Origin of the sequence: Acinetobacter calcoaceticus ANC 3811, assembly GCF_000399665.1 — a bacterium.
Classification (GTDB): domain Bacteria; phylum Pseudomonadota; class Gammaproteobacteria; order Pseudomonadales; family Moraxellaceae; genus Acinetobacter; species Acinetobacter calcoaceticus_B.
On record NZ_KB976986.1, the window covers coordinates 3,226,264 to 3,242,291 of the forward strand.

Annotated in this window: 17 protein-coding genes; 11 read left to right on the forward strand and 6 right to left on the reverse strand. The window is 41.5% G+C overall.

Annotation, left to right across the window (positions count from 1 at the left end; all coding sequences use genetic code 11):
- The first annotated feature begins 128 nt into the window (after nt 1-128).
- The 4 genes from F935_RS16330 to F935_RS16345 all read left to right on the forward strand — a co-directional run bounded on the left by F935_RS16330 (nt 129) and on the right by F935_RS16345 (nt 2,525).
- Nucleotides 129-731 carry a TetR/AcrR family transcriptional regulator gene (locus tag F935_RS16330; RefSeq protein WP_016139896.1) on the forward strand — a complete coding sequence of 201 codons (603 nt, stop codon included), beginning with the start codon at nt 129-131 and terminating at the stop codon, nt 729-731.
- 3 nt (nt 732-734) lie between these two features.
- Entirely contained in the window at nt 735-1,712 is a 978-nt protein-coding gene (locus F935_RS16335; protein WP_016139897.1) for a zinc-binding dehydrogenase, read from the forward strand.
- A gap of 65 nt (nt 1,713-1,777) precedes the next feature.
- The gene (locus F935_RS16340; protein WP_016139898.1) at nt 1,778-2,131 is read left to right on the forward strand and encodes a DUF1304 domain-containing protein; all 354 of its coding nucleotides are present in this window, start codon (nt 1,778-1,780) and stop codon (nt 2,129-2,131) included.
- Between the two features lie 52 nt (nt 2,132-2,183).
- A complete protein-coding gene (locus F935_RS16345) occupies nt 2,184-2,525 on the forward strand; it encodes a GlpM family protein (protein WP_004639912.1) in 342 nt (113 codons plus the stop codon).
- A gap of 42 nt (nt 2,526-2,567) precedes the next feature.
- Here the strand turns inward: F935_RS16345 and F935_RS16350 are convergent, their stop codons facing one another.
- The 3 genes from F935_RS16350 to tenA all read right to left on the reverse strand — a co-directional run bounded on the left by F935_RS16350 (nt 2,568) and on the right by tenA (nt 4,589).
- Nucleotides 2,568-3,374 carry an SDR family NAD(P)-dependent oxidoreductase gene (locus tag F935_RS16350; protein WP_016139899.1) on the reverse strand — a complete coding sequence of 269 codons (807 nt, stop codon included), beginning with the start codon at nt 3,372-3,374 and terminating at the stop codon, nt 2,568-2,570.
- 103 nt (nt 3,375-3,477) lie between these two features.
- Nucleotides 3,478-3,849 carry a MerR family transcriptional regulator gene (locus tag F935_RS16355; protein ID WP_016139900.1) on the reverse strand — a complete coding sequence of 124 codons (372 nt, stop codon included), beginning with the start codon at nt 3,847-3,849 and terminating at the stop codon, nt 3,478-3,480.
- Between the two features lie 65 nt (nt 3,850-3,914).
- On the reverse strand, nt 3,915-4,589 hold the full coding sequence (tenA, locus tag F935_RS16360; protein ID WP_016139901.1) for a thiaminase II: 675 nt from the start codon (nt 4,587-4,589) through the stop codon (nt 3,915-3,917).
- A gap of 262 nt (nt 4,590-4,851) precedes the next feature.
- Between tenA and F935_RS16365 the strand changes: the two genes are divergently transcribed.
- The 3 genes from F935_RS16365 to ssb all read left to right on the forward strand — a co-directional run bounded on the left by F935_RS16365 (nt 4,852) and on the right by ssb (nt 8,094).
- Entirely contained in the window at nt 4,852-5,934 is a 1,083-nt protein-coding gene (locus F935_RS16365; protein ID WP_016139902.1) for a DUF475 domain-containing protein, read from the forward strand.
- Between the two features lie 147 nt (nt 5,935-6,081).
- Nucleotides 6,082-7,446 carry an MFS transporter gene (locus F935_RS16370; RefSeq protein ID WP_016139903.1) on the forward strand — a complete coding sequence of 455 codons (1,365 nt, stop codon included), beginning with the start codon at nt 6,082-6,084 and terminating at the stop codon, nt 7,444-7,446.
- Between the two features lie 51 nt (nt 7,447-7,497).
- Entirely contained in the window at nt 7,498-8,094 is a 597-nt protein-coding gene (gene ssb / locus F935_RS16375) for a single-stranded DNA-binding protein (protein ID WP_016139904.1), read from the forward strand.
- Between the two features lie 40 nt (nt 8,095-8,134).
- Here ssb and F935_RS16380 read toward each other — a convergent pair whose 3' ends face one another.
- On the reverse strand, nt 8,135-8,458 hold the full coding sequence (locus F935_RS16380) for an AzlD domain-containing protein (RefSeq protein WP_016139905.1): 324 nt from the start codon (nt 8,456-8,458) through the stop codon (nt 8,135-8,137).
- Nucleotides 8,455-9,150 (reverse strand): AzlC family ABC transporter permease, encoded by a 696-nt coding sequence (locus tag F935_RS16385; protein ID WP_016139906.1) that lies wholly within the window; start codon nt 9,148-9,150, stop codon nt 8,455-8,457. The genes F935_RS16380 and F935_RS16385 overlap by 4 nt, the downstream gene beginning before the upstream one ends.
- 68 nt (nt 9,151-9,218) lie before the next feature.
- Here F935_RS16385 and F935_RS16390 point away from each other — a divergent pair, with 68 nt between their 5' ends.
- Complete coding sequence (locus tag F935_RS16390; protein WP_004789974.1) at nt 9,219-9,767, forward strand: helix-turn-helix domain-containing protein; 549 nt, start codon at nt 9,219-9,221, stop codon at nt 9,765-9,767.
- Nucleotides 9,768-10,094: 327 nt separating this feature from the next.
- Nucleotides 10,095-11,537, forward strand: a complete 1,443-nt coding sequence (locus tag F935_RS16395; RefSeq protein WP_016139907.1) for an amino acid permease — start codon at nt 10,095-10,097, stop codon at nt 11,535-11,537.
- A gap of 66 nt (nt 11,538-11,603) precedes the next feature.
- Here the strand turns inward: F935_RS16395 and F935_RS16400 are convergent, their stop codons facing one another.
- Complete coding sequence (locus tag F935_RS16400) at nt 11,604-13,103, reverse strand: MocR-like pyridoxine biosynthesis transcription factor PdxR (RefSeq protein ID WP_016139908.1); 1,500 nt, start codon at nt 13,101-13,103, stop codon at nt 11,604-11,606.
- A gap of 155 nt (nt 13,104-13,258) precedes the next feature.
- Here F935_RS16400 and gabT point away from each other — a divergent pair, with 155 nt between their 5' ends.
- Together gabT and F935_RS16410 are read left to right on the forward strand one after the other, a co-directional pair.
- The gene (gabT, locus tag F935_RS16405) at nt 13,259-14,551 is read left to right on the forward strand and encodes a 4-aminobutyrate--2-oxoglutarate transaminase (RefSeq protein WP_016139909.1); all 1,293 of its coding nucleotides are present in this window, start codon (nt 13,259-13,261) and stop codon (nt 14,549-14,551) included.
- Entirely contained in the window at nt 14,548-15,996 is a 1,449-nt protein-coding gene (locus F935_RS16410) for an NAD-dependent succinate-semialdehyde dehydrogenase (RefSeq protein ID WP_016139910.1), read from the forward strand. The genes gabT and F935_RS16410 overlap by 4 nt, the downstream gene beginning before the upstream one ends.
- Nucleotides 15,997-16,028: the final 32 nt, after the last annotated feature.

Here is a 16,028-nt window from a genome sequence, read left to right on the forward strand (position 1 = left end):
AAAATTTGTTTAAATAAGCAGGTTGTATTTTTACCATTCCTCTCTTTTGATTTCTACTTCTTAGCAAATTTTATTGAGCAACATAATTTTACTAGACGACTGGTCTAATAGTGGAGTATGGTGTTTACATGAAACGATTAAATAAAAGCGAAACCACGCGACAACATATTTTGGATACGAGCTTTGAACTGGTATTACACAAAGGATTTGTCGGTGTTGGTTTGCAAGAAATTTTAAAGACGTGTGACGTACCTAAAGGTTCGTTCTATCACTACTTTGCTTCGAAAGAGGCATTTGGTTGTGCCTTGCTAGAGCAATATATGGCCAACTATAAAGTTCGTATGGAACAGCTTTGGCAGCACAGTGAACAAAGTGCCCATGCTCGTTTAATGGCGTTGTGGCAGGCGTGGATTGATGATCCAGTATATGGCAGCTGGGCTGAAAATTGCCTGATTGTGAAGTTAGCGGCAGAGGTTTCTGACTTGTCAGAAGATATGCGCCAAATTCTGAATGACGGTGTGTACAAATTAACGCAGCGTCTGGCTTTGCTACTCAAAGAAGGGCAACAAGAAGGATCAATTCCAAAACATATTGAACCTTTGAAAACTGCGCAAGTCATGTATCAGTTATGGTTAGGTGCAGCTTTACTCACAAAATTGTCGCAAGACAAAGCACATCTACATCTAGCTTTAGAAACGACCCAACAACTCTTAAAACCGATAGAGGAATAAATAATGCGAAGTATTATCCATGGTAATTTTGGCGAACCTGTAGACGTTTTAGAGCAGGCGGATATGCCAAAGCCAGAACCAAAAGCAGGCGAAGTACGTATTAAAACCATCATGTCTCCAATCCATAATCATGATGTATGGACAGTACGTGGAAGCTATGGCTACAAGCCAACTTTACCTGCGATTGGTGGTAGTGAAGCCGTTGGTGTTGTAGATGCGTTAGGTGAAGGCGTTACTCATGTACAAATAGGGCAACGTATCGCAGTGGCAGCTGTGCATGGCAGTTGGGCTGAATACTTTATTGCACCAGCTCAAGGGCTTATTCCACTCAATAATGAAATTGATGATGAGACAGCAGCGCAGTTGATTGGTATGCCAATTAGTGCCCTTATGCTACTCGACTTTGTTAGCGTTCAACCGGGTCAATGGCTCATTCAAAACACAGCGAACGGTGCAGTAGGTAAAACAGTTGCGATGATTGCTCAGGCACGTGGTTTACCAGTGATTAATCTGGTTCGTCGTACTGACGCAATTGCTGAGATGCAAGCATTAGGCATTCAACATGTAGTTGCGACTGATCAGCCAAACTGGAAAGAGCAAGTTAAACAGATTCACGGTGACCAACCTCTCATTGCCGGCGTGGACTCGATTGGTGGAAGCGCAAGTGGTGAAATGCTGAATTTGCTCAGTGAAAATAGCCTATTGGTTTCGTTTGGTAGTATGACTGGTGAAACCATGCAAATTTCATCGGGCGATTTGATTTTCAAACAAGCAACAGTAAAAGGTTTCTGGGCGAGTGTAGTCAACAAAGAAATGCCAGCAGAACGTAAAAAAGAACTGATTGTTGAGCTATTGACGTTGGCAACTCAGAAAAAATTAATCCTTCCTGTAGAAGGTGTGTTTAGTTTTGATGAGATTAAAACAGCTGCACAAAGAGCAACGCAAGGTGCTCGCCAAGGCAAAGTATTGTTAAAGCCGTAACACACTAAAAGATCAGTCGAGAGACTGATCTTTTTTCATATCTTTAAAATAAAAAGGAAAACTATATGATCGGACAAATATTCATTGCGCTTATCGCCATATTACATGTCTACATTTTGGTGTTAGAGATGTTTTTGTGGGACAAGCCTTATGGCATGAAAGCCTTTGGAAATAATGCAGAAAAAGCAAAACTCACCAAGGTGATGGCACAAAACCAAGGTCTTTATAATGGTTTTTTAGCGGCGGGGTTATTCTGGTCTTTATTGGCTGATGCACCGTTTGCAACATCAATCGCTAATTTCTTTTTAGGCAGTGTACTCATTGCAGGTATCTATGGTGGTCTGACTGCCAGTAAAAAGATTATTTATATTCAGGCAGTTCCAGCACTGATTGCTTTGGTCGCTGTTAATTTTCTCTGAAAAGCGCACAATACAGCGTTTTGATATGGAAATGATCAGGTAGGATCAGCGCATGTGGGCGTTATTTTTAAAGTGTATGTTGGGGGCAGGGGTTGTCCTCATCATTTCGATTTTATCGAAAAGTAAGGCATTTTATATTGCGGGTTTAGTCCCGCTTTTTCCTACATTCGCCTTGATTGCTCATGTGATTGTCTATCAGCAAAAAGGGGCAGAGGCGTTACAAAAGACGGCTCTGTTTGGTCTATGGTCACTTATTCCCTATGCCATTTATTTAGTAGCCGTCTATGTGCTGGCAACGCGTTTGTCGATGTGGTCTTGTCTAGGACTGGCAACCCTATGTTGGGTCGTGGCTGCGGCAGGTTTGATTTACGGTTGGCAACTGTTTCAGCATTAAAAGATTAAGAGAAATCTCTTAATCTTTTAAATTGAACTATTTTTATGAAGGTTCAACAACACGGGTTTTGAGCATACCTTCAACTAAATTAATCATCTTTTTGCGAGAAAGAATTCGAGGCAATTGAGAGGTTAGATAGTTGCTACATCCCACTACAACCGTTGCTTTATTCTTATCTAATGCTTTAACTGTTGCAGACACAACGTCCTCAACTGTAGAGCTTTTCATACCGCTGGTGTCAGCATTTGCGACCTGAGTAAAATTAGTTTCCGTATTGCCCGGACAAACTGCCAGAAATTTAACACCCGAAGAGCTATATTCCCCTGCAAGGGCTTCAGTAAATTGCAATACGTAAGATTTACTAGCACCATAAACGGCAATATAGGGTAACGGCTGGAATGCACCTGTCGATGAAATATTAATCATGATGCCTTTTTTGTTCGCAAGCATGTGGGGCAAAAATAGATAACATAAAGACGTTACGCTGCTGATATTAAGCGTGATCATTTCTTGATAGATAGATACGGACTGATCTAGAAATTTAGTCCATTTCCCAAATCCTGCGTTGTTAATTAAAATCTCTACCGATAAGTTTCTAGCTTGTACTTCATCAAATAAGGTTTGAGCTGAATTGGCTTGAGCTAAATCTAAAACGATCACCTCAACATTCACGTTATATTTTTTTCTGAGTTCATCGGCTAAATCATTCAGTTTCTGTTCAGAGCGCGCCGTTAAAATTAAATGAATTCCTAAAGATGCAAGTTCTTGAGCATAGGCTTTGCCTATTCCTGAAGATGCGCCTGTAATTAATGCTGTTGAATTTTTAAATAAAGAAAGATGAGCACTCATTTTATTGGTCCGTAATAAAAGAAGTCATTACGATAAACCTTGTCCCTAAGGGTAGAGTCAAGCACTCATTTTGAAAGCTATTTCCACATTTTAATAAGTTGTTTTAGGCAGAAATCTTATTGGTAATATAAGTCTGAATAATCTCATCTTCCAGTTGCTTTAAATCTTCTTGTAAACGATTTAACGCTTTTTTTTGCTCAATAATTTGTTGATTCTTTTTTTGAATAAGTTGCTGTGCAACTTCTACAGGAAAGCGATTATTTTTATATTTTAAAGCTGACAAGTCATAAAGCTCTGAAAGGCTAAACCCAACAGCTTGTGCAAGGCGAATCATTTTGACTGATTGGACGTCAATCTCTTCATAAATACGATAATTGCCTTTTCTTTTTGCGACTGGGAGCAAGCCTAATTTCTCATAATGCCGAATGGCTTTAGGAGTGGCTCCCGTTAAAGACGCTAATTCACCGATATACATATCTGTCTCGCATTTTATTGAAAATCGGTCAGCGTATTGAACCATCTGACCGATTTTTTGAAGTTTTAAATAGGGTCTAAACCTAACCATTGTCTTTGGTGGTAGGCGCTATCCCAAAATAACCATTCCAGTTTTGCACCCATGGTGTACGCGGCATGCATTTTTTCTAAAGTGTCTGCATCACAACGTGCGGCAACTTTATCTACGGTCGCAATCACATTACGCACGGCTATATGAAACTCTTCGCCTGCATAGGTATCAATCCATGCTTGATAAGGGTTATTAGGAATTGATTTGTCTACAATGTCTTTACCAACTTCGGCATAAATCCAGAAGCAAGGTAACAGTGCAGCGAGTACGACAGGGTAGCTTTCAGACCAAGCTGTTGCGGTTAAAAATGAAGTGTAATGATGGCCTGCTAAAGTTAATGGCGTATTTTTAAATTCTTCTTTGGTTACCCCAAAGTTTTTCATGAAGTCATCATGCAAGCTACGTTCAACCACAATTGCAATTTTAGCGGCATCTGAGAATTGCATAATATCGTCGGCCTCGAACGCTTTTGCTGCCGCAACAGCAAGTACACGGCCATAAGCTACTAAATATTGGGCGTCTTGGATGACATAATGACAAAAAGCTTCTTTATCTAAAGTACCGTTAGCAAGTTCCTGATTAAAAGGCAGGTCGAGAATTTTTTGATATAAATTTAAATTACGTTGCCAAAGTTCTTGAGAAAAAAGCATAAAATCATTCCATTTAAAATAAGACAGCTGAACCGGATTTTAAATCAATTTTAAAATACAAAAATAATAATGATGGATATATCGCAAGAAAATATTTAATACGATTAATAAATTAATTAAAAATTATAAATTTCTTTATTAAACATAGAGATAAAGTAACGGGAATAACGGCACAAAACAACATCGTTTTGTGGTTAATTATCGATATAATAGCCGCGGTTTTAAGAAAGATTAAATTTAGTTCTTGGTATAGGTCTGATCCATGAAGCATTTCCGATTTTCGATATTTTTTACGGTGGTGTGTTTAGCACTATCCGCGTATTGGGGTTTTACCCATGGACCTGAAGCTGGCGTGTCTACCATGCTTAAAGCTTTAACGATTACAGCCATTTTAGCTGTAATGGAGGTCTCTTTATCTTTTGACAATGCTGTCGTGAATGCATCGGTTCTACGTAATTGGGATCCGTTCTGGAAAATGATCTTTTTAACGGTAGGTATTTTAATCGCCGTTTTTGGTATGCGTCTGATTTTCCCTGTCGTGATTGTTGCTGTAACCGCTGATATGGGTGTTATTGAAGTGGCAAAATTGGCACTCAATGATCCGAAAACTTATTCTGAGCGCTTAATGGCACACCATGCTGAAATTTCAGCTTTTGGTGGAACATTCCTATTATTGGTTTTCTTAAACTTCTTCTTTGATGATGAAAAAGAAACCCATTGGTTCAGATGGCTTGAATCTAAACTTTCAAGTTTAGCTAGCGTACCAGCAATGTCTGTATTCCTTGCTTTGATCGCTTTAATTGTGATGGCTGGTTATGTAGATGACCACCAACGTTTAGCAGTGACCATGGCCGGTATTTGGGGCATTGTGGTTTATATTGGCGTTGAAGTTTTAAGTCATTTGTTAGGTGGTGAACCTGAAATTGATGAAAATGGTAATGCTGTATTACAAGATGGCTCGGGTGCTGCATCAGGTGTAGTTAAAGCTGGTTTAGGTGGTTTCTTATATCTTGAAGTATTAGATGCATCATTTAGTTTTGATGGTGTGATTGGTGCATTTGCAATTACTAGCGACGTTGTTGTGATTATGCTAGGTCTTGCAATCGGTGCTATTTTTGTCCGTTCAATGACAGTTTACCTTGTTGAAAAAGGCACGCTAGATGCTTACGTGTTCTTGGAACATGGTGCGCATTATGCGATTGGTGCTTTAGCATTCATTATGATTGCAAGTGGTACAGGCGTACATGTACCTGAAGTTGTGACAGGTTTAATTGGTGTAGCGTTTATTGTGTGGGCTATTATTGCTTCAATTCAATATTCGAAGCGCGAGCAACAGTCGCCTTAAGCTAATTTTCAGTAAAGTTCGATACTATAAAGAGGCTAAATGCCTCTTTATTTTTTTAAGCCGAAATCGTTATTTTAAATCATCTCTCCCGTATTTTTAGAAACGAATCGGCTTATAATTTGCCTAGTTTGATAAACGTGTATTGATATGATGAATGCTTTGGAACGCCGCTCAACTTTTGCTTTAAGTAGTATTTTTGCGCTACGCATGTTGGGTTTGTTCATGATTATTCCTGTCTTTTCTGTAGTCGGGCAGTCATATCAATATGCGACTCCAGCACTCATTGGTTTGGCTGTGGGTGTCTATGGTTTAAGTCAGGCTATTTTACAAATTCCATTTAGCTTGCTGGCTGACCGTTTTAGCCGTAAACCTCTCGTGGTGCTTGGCTTATTGCTCTTTGCTATTGGCGGTGCAATTGCGGGTTTATCTGACACGATTTATGGCGTGATTATTGGCCGCGCCATAGCTGGTGCTGGTGCAGTTTCAGCAGTCGTGATGGCGCTTTTAGCTGATGTGACGCGTGAAGAGCAACGTACTAAAGCCATGGCCGCGATGGGTATGAGTATTGGTCTGTCTTTTGTAGTTGCGTTTAGTCTTGGACCTTGGCTTACAAGTCTTGTCGGCATTTCTGGTTTGTTCTTTGTTACGACCATTATGGGCTTAATCGCGATTTCGATGTTATTGCTTGTGCCTAAAGTGACCCGCCATCATCGTAATTATCAGCAAGGCTACATGGCGCAGCTTAAGCAAGTCATTCAAATGGGTGATTTAAACCGTTTACATGTTTCGGTTTTTGCATTGCATTTATTGCTCACTGCCATGTTTATTTATGTGCCTTCACAGCTTATCGAGTTTGCACATATTCCTTTGGCGAGCCATGGTCTGGTGTATCTGCCGTTATTAGTCATTAGCCTGTTTTTTGCATTTCCAAGCATTATTGTGGCTGAAAAATATCGCAAAATGCGAGGCATTTTCTTAACGGCAATTACAGGGATTATTGCAGGTTTGCTGCTCCTCATATTTGGTTATCAATCAAAATATGTATTACTCGCAGGCCTAGGTATTTTCTTCATTGCCTTTAATGTGATGGAAGCTTTATTACCATCGTGGTTATCAAAATGTGCGCCAATCCAGTCAAAAGCAACTGCTATGGGCGTAAATGCCAGTAGCCAGTTTTTAGGTGCTTTTTTCGGCGGCACACTAGGTGGTCAATTATTGATGTTACATAATACTGCGATTGGATGGAGTGTCTTAACAGGGATTGCTATAATATGGTTGCTAATTAGTTTTGGTTTAGCTCAGCCGCGGTATTTGTCATCGATTGTGTTGCCATTGCCGCAAGTGCAACAGGTAAATGAGTGGACCACACAGCTATTGGCAATTCGTGGTATAGAAGAAGTTGTGGTGATGCCTGACCAGCAAGTTGCTTATATTAAAGTCGATAAACAGACTCTTGATGAGGCTGCGCGACGTGATTTAACGCAGTTGTTCGGTAAAGAGGTAGCCATTTAAGCATAACTCTTATAAAGTAAAACATAGAAATGTATAGGATGAAGACAGCTAATGCGTGGTGTAAATAAGGTTATTTTGGTTGGTACTTTGGGTCGTGATCCTGAAACAAAAACTTTTCCAAATGGGGGTTCGTTGACTCAGTTTTCAATCGCGACAAGTGAAGCTTGGACCGATAAAACTTCAGGTGAGCGTAAAGAACAAACTGAATGGCACCGTATTGTTTTGCATAACCGTTTAGGGGAAATTGCTCAGCAGTTCCTACGTAAAGGTTCTAAGGTTTATATTGAAGGTTCATTACGCACGCGTCAGTGGACTGATCAAAATGGCCAAGAGCGCTATACAACAGAAATTCGTGGCGAACAGATGCAAATGTTAGATGGTCGTCAACAAGGTGAACAAGGGTTCGCTGGCGGTAATGATTTTAATCAACCACGTTTTAACGCACCTCAACAAGGTGGTAATGGTTATCAAAACAATAATAACAACCAAGGTGGTGGTTATAACCAAAATAGTGGTGGCGGCTATGGCAGCAACCCAGCTGGTTTTGGTAATGGTGGCAACAGCCCGCAAGGTGGTGGCTTTGCTCCTAAAGCACCACAACAGCCTGCGTCTGCACCAGCAGATTTAGACGATGATTTACCGTTCTAAACAAAATTTTAAAAAAGGCGAGTTTATCTCGCCTTTTTTATTACTCAATTCCAAGCAAACGTATCAGGGCCGTACCAGCCGCTGCTAAGCAAATCACTAATAAAAGCGGTACTTTTTTCCAGACCAAGAAAAGCGCTAGTCCAACACCAAATATACGTGCGAAACCTGCGAAATGTTGGCCTTCAAAAAATGTCGTCGTGACAGCAATTGCGCACAGTAAAACCGTTGCGCCGTTTGAGAGTAAAACTTGGTATTTTTCAGAAAAAGTAAACTTGGCACCTAAGTGAAAACCAGCAAAACGAATCCCATATGTTCCAAGTGCTAGCAAGCCTATGCCCAAAATAATGAGTAATTGTTGATTCATTTTTTTCTACCAAATATTAAGCCAAAAAGTGAAATCAGAATTGGAAGTCCTGAGGCCAAAAAAGGTGTGGTAATCAGTGCCAAAGTTGATCCAGCAAATGCAGCTTTTCGAGTAGATTTATTCTTTAAAGCATTAAAAGTAAGTGCAATTAAAATGGCAGGGAAAATGGCATCTAGACCAAATGTTTTTGGGTCTGGAATGGCACTGCCAATAAAATAACCAGCCGTTACACCAAGTGGCCAAGTCAGCATGATGCCTATACCACATAGCCAGTAAGCGGCTTTTTTTGTCTCGAAATCGGGCTGTGCCATACCAAATAAAACGCTTTCATCGTTCATGATATGAGCACCGAAATATCGAGAGAATTTACCTCTGATTAATTCATTGACCGCAATACCAAAAGGCAGATGTCTTAAATTGACGAGTAGTCCTGCAATCGCAGCAGCAATTGGGCTACCACCTACAGCCAAGAATCCAATAAAAATAAATTCAGCAGTTCCTGCGAGCACAAATACAGATAAGCAAAGCGGGATCCAGAGCGCTAAGCCATAGCTTGCGGCGAGTGAACCTAAAGACATACCGACAACACTGGTTGCTAGACAGACAAAGAAAATCGAGCGGGTGGTGTCTTTACTAAGTTTCTTAATGAGAGAGTATGTAGACATAGCATGATATAACGAACGATTTTCCATTATAATGAATAAGTCTGATTGTTTTGTCAAAACGAACGATCGTTTTTTTTATAGAACGGATGTGGTGAATGTCTCAGCCAATTGAAATTATTGCCAAAGGTTTAAATCGTGAACGTCAAAGAGCAGGGCTTTCTTTGGCAGAGGTTGCTCGTCGTGCAGGCGTTGCAAAGTCTACACTTTCACAATTAGAGGCTGGCCAAGGTAACCCAAGCATTGAAACTTTATGGGCACTTTGTGTAGCTTTAAATATTCCATTTGCACGTTTGATGGAAGAACCGAGCAATCAAGTACAAGTCATTCGCTGTGGCGATGGGCCAACAGTGAGTTCAGAGATTGCTAATTATAAGGCAATTTTGCTGGCGACTTGTCCACCGCATGCACGCCGCGATGTGTATTTATTGATTGTTGAGCCGGGTGAAGACCGTCTTTCAGAACCTCATCCAGTTGGTTCTGTGGAACACATTATTGTGGTCGAAGGTAAAGCTTTGGTGGGTTTAATTGATGAAGCTGTTGAACTCGGTGTTGGAGACTATATTTGTTACCCTGCTGACCAAAAACATATCTTTAGAGCCTTGGAAACAGGCACAAAAGCGTTATTAATCTCTGAACAAAACTAAAGACTTCTAAACTGATTAAATTAAAACTTATTTATTTTCATAATAAAAACTTAAAACCATTTACCCCCATCCAATATAAAAAGAGCCAATTTTGCGTATAAATTTTGCAATTGGCTCTCTCTTTTATTCCAAAAATGGCTCTCGTTTCTTGACTGCCGAAACGACAAATTAAAGCCATTGGAAGTATGCATACGGAAGCGCCGGATAAGCTCAGTGATTTTTCTGTTTTAGGAATTGGGCAGAACGGCTAAATTTTTAGGGGATATTTTTTGGCTTCGGAGGTTTTCCGAGACTAGCCGATATCCTCCATATATTAAGGAAAATGATATGGCAGCTCATCAAAATGGTTCTGAAGCCAATCACTCCCAAAGTTTAAAACATGGACTCAAATCACGCCACTTAACGATGATCTCGATTGCAGGGGTAATTGGTGGCTCTTTATTCGTGGGCTCGGGCAGTATTATTTACAATACGGGACCTGTAGTTTTTCTAACCTATGCTTTGGGTGGTCTACTCGTTTGGTTCATCATGCGTATGTTAGGCGAGATGGCCGTTTTAAACCCTGATAGTGGCTCTTTTTCAACATATGCTGACCGTGCGATTGGTCGTTGGGCAGGTTTCTCAATTGGCTGGTTATACTGGTGTACGCTCGCAATGCTCATGGGATGGGAAGCCTATGTGGCGGGTAAAATTCTAAATAATTGGTTCCCATTTATACCGATCTGGGCCTATATGGTTGTCGTGATTGGTGCATTGGTCGCAGTCAATTTACAAAACGTGAAAAACTATGGCGAGTTTGAGTTCTGGTTTGCACTCATCAAAGTCATTGCGATTGTTATCTTCTTGGTGATTGGCAGTTTAGCCATCATGCATTTGTGGCCTTGGGGCAATCCAGCTGCTTCAGGTATTAGTAATCTAACCTCTCAAGGCTTTATGCCAAATGGAGGATCCTCCGTTATTACCGCCTTGCTTGGGGTCATGTTTGCCTATATTGGTGCTGAAATTGTCACTGTAGCGGCAGCAGAATCGGCAAATCCATCGAAAGAAATTCGTAAAGCATCGAACTCGGTGGTTTGGCGAATTATTTTATTCTATGTAGGCTCAATGTTCGTTGCGGTATGTTTGATTCCTCACAACAATGAACTTTTGAAAGATTCGACTTGGGGAACCTATAGCGTGACTTTGTCAGCGCTTGGTATTCCGGGGGCACGTCATATCGTAAATTTTGTGGTTCTAACTTCGGTATGTAGTTGTTTTAACTCTGCACTTTACACATGTTCACGTATGTTATTTTCGTTGGCTAAACGCGGTGATGCACCAAAAAGTTTTGGCTCTGTAAACAGCAAAAGCAGTCCGTGGATTGGTGTGATTGTGTCATGTTTCTTCTCTGTGATTGCCGTGGTTTTAACTGCAACTAAGAGTATGGATGTTTATGACTTTTTCATGCTAACGACGGGTGCAGCAACATTGTATGTGTACCTGACGATTGCTTATTCTCAGCTCCGTATGCGTAAAAAACTCGAAGCTGAAGGCGTTAAAATTGACTTTAAAATGTGGATGTTCCCTTACTTAACTTATGTAGTGATCTTTGCAATTATTGGTGCAATTCTGACCATGTTGATTGAAGGTACATATTTTAAAGAAGTGATTTACACCACAGCATTGTTCGGCATTATTGTGTTTTTTGGAATATTGTCGGAAAAACTAGGGTGGGGTAAAGAGCGTAGAACAACCCATCTCACTCATACTCAAGAAGAAAATTTAGTTTAGTCTTTTTAGAATAAAAAAAGAGCCTCATTGTGAGGCTCTTTTTTATTGATTGGGGGAAAAACAGACTTAATTAATTGTTTGTACACCCGCTTCACGTAAGCACTGGAGCAACACACCAAAAGCCATCACCATGTCTTTTTCATTTACACAGGCAAAGCCCATGAGTAAGCCGCGCTCTGCATGTGCATGCGACTGCATGTAGTATTGTGAAAGTGGGCGAACTTTGACACCACGTTCGAGTGCGGTTGCTGCAATCGCGACATCATCGCAAGAGTTTGGCAATTTTAAAACTAAGTGTAATCCTGCTGCTTCGTCATATTCATGAATAAATTCGGGGCCAAGATAGCGTTTAATCAGACTGACTAAGTAATCGCGTCTTTTGCCATAAAGTAAACGCATACGACGAATATGCGCTTCGTAATGACCTTCACGAATAAATTCTGCTAGGGCCTTTTGCTCAAGTAAATGTCCACCACGATACAGTTCAGCTGCCACAATACGTAGCGGTGAAAAGAGGGGTTTAGGCACCACTAGATATCCAATTCTTAAAGATGGATAAATGGTTTTACTAAACGTACCCATGTACAGCACAGGTGCATCATTCTCTAAACCTTGTAAGGATGGATAAGGTTGGCCTGAGAAACGGAATTCACTGTCGTAATCATCTTCTACAATCCAGCTATTGTGCTGGCGGGCAATTTCAATCAATTTACGTCGACGATCTAGGCTTAAATGTGAACCTAATGGATATTGGTGTGATGGTGTGACAAAAATTAATTTGGGTGGTTTTGCTGGATTTTCTTCGGGAATAATGCCTTCGGCATCGACTGGCATGGGTTGAATATCTACGCCATTAATACGTAGCATGTTGCGCATTCCCCAATAGCCTGGATCTTCAATCCAGATGCGATCACCAATATCGCTAAGTGCACGCGAAACTAAGTCAATCGCTTGGTGAATACCTTCGGTAATAATAATCTGGTCAGCGTCACACTGAACTGAACGTGCAACGCGTAAGTAATCTGCCAACGCACTTCGAAGCTCAATACAGCCACCAGCATTACTGTAAATTAAACGGTTAATGTCAGGCTCTCGGCTTAAACGCGCCTGAATACGACTAAAAATATGATGTGGAAACTCTGTTACATCGGGTGCGCCTGGCACGAAAGCTCCCCATTGATGTGGCGAGGCTGCGGCATAGCCTAATAAGTTTGAGCCACGGTTGGAGAGCGCATAAGAGTTTTGAACTTTCGGACTTGAAGCTGCTTTTTTCTTATTTTGTGTATTTAAAAAACTCTCTGGTAGTTTTTCAGCAACCCATGTGCCATGACCTGTACGTGCTTCTAAATAGCCTTCAGCCTGTAGCTGTTCGTAGGCAGTAAGAACTGTATTTCTGGAAACATGAATTTCACTAGCTAAGTCACGGGAAGCGGGCAAGCGAGTTTTAGGCTGAACGACGCCATCAATAATGGCACCACGCAGACAACGGAAAAGACGTTGATGTAGTTTACCTTCGGTGTCCTGTTGGAGCCGTTGTAATAAATGATCTCCAAGCAAACTACGCAATTGGCTCTCTCCTACAGTTAAAAAATGGCTCTCGTCAGTTGCCGCCAGACGAGCGAAATTACATGCATAGGCAGTTGTTGTAAAGCACCCTGAAAATTAAGCGCAGGATGTAAGACCAAAGCTGCAACTGATGATGAAAAATATGAGGGAATCAAATGGATAATCAACATTCTGCACTTAACGCACGTAAACAGCAAGCAACTCCACGTGGTGTAGGCGTGATGTGTCAGTGGTATGCGGAAAAAGCTGAAAACGCGACACTTTGGGACAAGGAAGGCAACCAATTTATCGACTTTGCTGGTGGTATTGCGGTTTTAAATACAGGCCATCGCCACCCTAAAGTGATTGCAGCGGTGACTGAACAACTCACTAAATTTACTCATACTGCCTATCAAGTAACACCTTATGAAAGCTATGTGGCCTTAGCTGAGCGTATTAATGAGCGTGCGCCAATTGCTGGTCCTGCGAAGTCAGCTTTTTTCACAACAGGTGCAGAAGCTGTTGAAAATGCAGTAAAGATTGCTCGTTGTTATACAGGCCGTCACGGCATTATCACGTTTGGTAACGGTTTCCACGGTCGTTCATTTATGACCATGGCAATGACAGGTAAAACTGCACCTTACAAACGTGATTTCGGTGTGATGCCAGCGGGTGTGTTCCACGCACGTTACCCTGTACCAGCTAAAGGTATTTCAGTAGACGCGGCAATTGAAAGCGTTGAAGATATCTTCAGTGAAGATATTGCACCACACGATGTTGCAGCAATTGTGCTTGAGCCAGTGCAAGGTGAAGGTGGTTTTCATGTTGTACCAGCCGAATTCTTAAAACGTTTACGTTCAATTTGCGACAAGCACGGCATTTTATTGGTTGCTGACGAAGTGCAATCTGGCTTTGCTCGTACAGGTAAATTGTTTGCGATGAATCATTTTGAGACTAAAGCAGACCTCATCACTATGGCAAAAAGCTTGGGTGGTGGTTTTCCAATTTCAGGTGTTGTTGGCCGTGCAGAAGTCATGGATGCACCAAACCCAGGCGGACTAGGCGGTACTTACGCAGGTAGCCCGATTGCGGTTGCTGCTGCGCACGCGGTTATTGATGCGATTGAAGAAGAAAACTTATGTGAACGTGCAAATGAACTAGGTGCTGAGTTAGTTGTTGCGCTTAAAGATATTCAACAAGCAACAGGCGATATTGTCACTGATATTCGTGCATTAGGTTCAATGGTTGCAGTAGAGCTTGAAACGGCTGAGCAAGCAAAAGTTGTACAAAACTATGCAATGGAAAACGGGTTGTTACTTCTTACTTGTGGTAAATACGGTAATGTAATTCGTTTCCTATATCCATTAACCATTCCTGCTGAGCAATTCCGTCAAGGCCTTGATATCCTGAAACAAGGTTTTGCGACACTCAAAGCAGGTAGTGCAAAAGCGATGGAGCAATCTGCATGATTCAAAATAATTTGCAGTATTTATTAAGACATCCTGATATTTCATTAGAGGCACCTGCATCAAATGATTATATCGAAGTTAATGATGCTGCTACGGGTGAAACTTTGGCATGGGTAAAAACCTATGACCGCGCAGGGGTTGAAGCCGCAATTAATCGTTCAGCAAAAGCGCAGGCTGCTTGGAAAAAGCAAACTGCCTTGGCTCGTGCTGATGTGTTATTGGCATGGTACAACCTCATGCTTGAGCACAAAGAAAATATTGCTCAGATTTTAACGGCTGAGCAAGGTAAACCATTGGCAGAAGCACGTGGTGAAATTGGTTATGCAGCATCATTCATCCGTTGGTTTGCTGAGCAAGCCCGCCGTGTTGATGGTGAAGTGTTGACGCCAACTTTACCAAACCAACGCTTGCTCGTGATTAAACAAGCGATTGGGGTAACTGCTGCAATTACGCCGTGGAACTTCCCCGCTGCTATGATTACGCGTAAAGCGGGTCCGGCAATTGCTGCGGGTTGTTCAATGTTGGTTAAACCAGCAGAGCAAACGCCGTTAACAGCATATGCACTTGAAGTATTGGCGTTACAGGCAGGTTTACCAGCTGATGTTTTAATTAACATTAGTGGTGATGCGGTTGAAGTGGGTAAAACACTATGCGAAAGCGATATTGTTCGTAAGTTAAGCTTCACAGGTTCAACCCAAGTGGGTCGTATCTTGATGCAACAATGTGCGCCAACCATTAAGAAACTTTCACTTGAACTTGGTGGTAACGCGCCAGTTGTGGTATTTGACGATGCCAATCTTGAACAAGCTGTTCAGGGCATTATGGCAAGTAAATACCGCAACAGTGGCCAGACTTGTGTTTGTGCTAACCGTATTTATGTTCAAGACGGTATTTACGATGCGTTGGCAGACCGTTTGGTTGAAGCCGTGTCTAAATTGAAAGTTGGCGATGGCCGTCAAGAAGGTTCAACTCAAGGACCTTTAATTGATGAAGATGCGATTGCAAAAGTTCAGTCTCATATTGCAGATGCAACTGAGAAAGGCGCGACAATTCGTATTGGTGGTCAGCGTTCAGCACTTGGCGGTACATTCTTTGAACCAACTGTGTTAACTGGCGTAACGCAAGACATGAAAGTGTCTAAAGAAGAAACTTTTGGTCCGCTTGCACCACTATTCCGCTTTAAAACTGAAGACGAAGCAGTGGCAATGGCGAACGATACCGAGTTTGGTTTAGCTGCTTATTTATTTACTCAAAGCACAGCTCGTCAATGGCGAGTGGGTGAAGCACTTGAGTACGGTATGGTCGGCATTAACACGGGTGCGATTTCAAATGAAGTTGCTCCGTTTGGTGGCGTAAAACAATCAGGTCTAGGTCGTGAAGGTTCAAAATTCGGCATCGAAGAATATGTTGAAATGAAATACCTATGCGTAGACTTATCTGAGTAAGGAACAAAGCGAGTTCGTTTTGTTCTGAACGA

Bases quoted from the DNA above. Each gene is read 5' to 3' on its own strand.
- gabT (WP_016139909.1), top strand. From the start codon at position 13,259: ATGGATAATCAACATTCTGCACTTAACGCACGTAAACAGCAAGCAACT.
- F935_RS16380 (WP_016139905.1), bottom strand. From the start codon at position 8,458: ATGAATCAACAATTACTCATTATTTTGGGCATAGGCTTGCTAGCACTT.
- F935_RS16370 (WP_016139903.1), top strand. From the start codon at position 6,082: ATGATGAATGCTTTGGAACGCCGCTCAACTTTTGCTTTAAGTAGTATT.
- F935_RS16335 (WP_016139897.1), top strand. From the start codon at position 735: ATGCGAAGTATTATCCATGGTAATTTTGGCGAACCTGTAGACGTTTTA.
- F935_RS16390 (WP_004789974.1), top strand. From the start codon at position 9,219: ATGTCTCAGCCAATTGAAATTATTGCCAAAGGTTTAAATCGTGAACGT.
- F935_RS16395 (WP_016139907.1), top strand. From the start codon at position 10,095: ATGGCAGCTCATCAAAATGGTTCTGAAGCCAATCACTCCCAAAGTTTA.
- F935_RS16410 (WP_016139910.1), top strand. From the start codon at position 14,548: ATGATTCAAAATAATTTGCAGTATTTATTAAGACATCCTGATATTTCA.
- F935_RS16345 (WP_004639912.1), top strand. From the start codon at position 2,184: ATGTGGGCGTTATTTTTAAAGTGTATGTTGGGGGCAGGGGTTGTCCTC.
- F935_RS16365 (WP_016139902.1), top strand. From the start codon at position 4,852: ATGAAGCATTTCCGATTTTCGATATTTTTTACGGTGGTGTGTTTAGCA.
- F935_RS16385 (WP_016139906.1), bottom strand. From the start codon at position 9,150: ATGGAAAATCGTTCGTTATATCATGCTATGTCTACATACTCTCTCATT.
- F935_RS16340 (WP_016139898.1), top strand. From the start codon at position 1,778: ATGATCGGACAAATATTCATTGCGCTTATCGCCATATTACATGTCTAC.
- F935_RS16330 (WP_016139896.1), top strand. From the start codon at position 129: ATGAAACGATTAAATAAAAGCGAAACCACGCGACAACATATTTTGGAT.
- F935_RS16350 (WP_016139899.1), bottom strand. From the start codon at position 3,374: ATGAGTGCTCATCTTTCTTTATTTAAAAATTCAACAGCATTAATTACA.
- F935_RS16355 (WP_016139900.1), bottom strand. From the start codon at position 3,849: ATGTATATCGGTGAATTAGCGTCTTTAACGGGAGCCACTCCTAAAGCC.
- tenA (WP_016139901.1), bottom strand. From the start codon at position 4,589: ATGCTTTTTTCTCAAGAACTTTGGCAACGTAATTTAAATTTATATCAA.
- ssb (WP_016139904.1), top strand. From the start codon at position 7,498: ATGCGTGGTGTAAATAAGGTTATTTTGGTTGGTACTTTGGGTCGTGAT.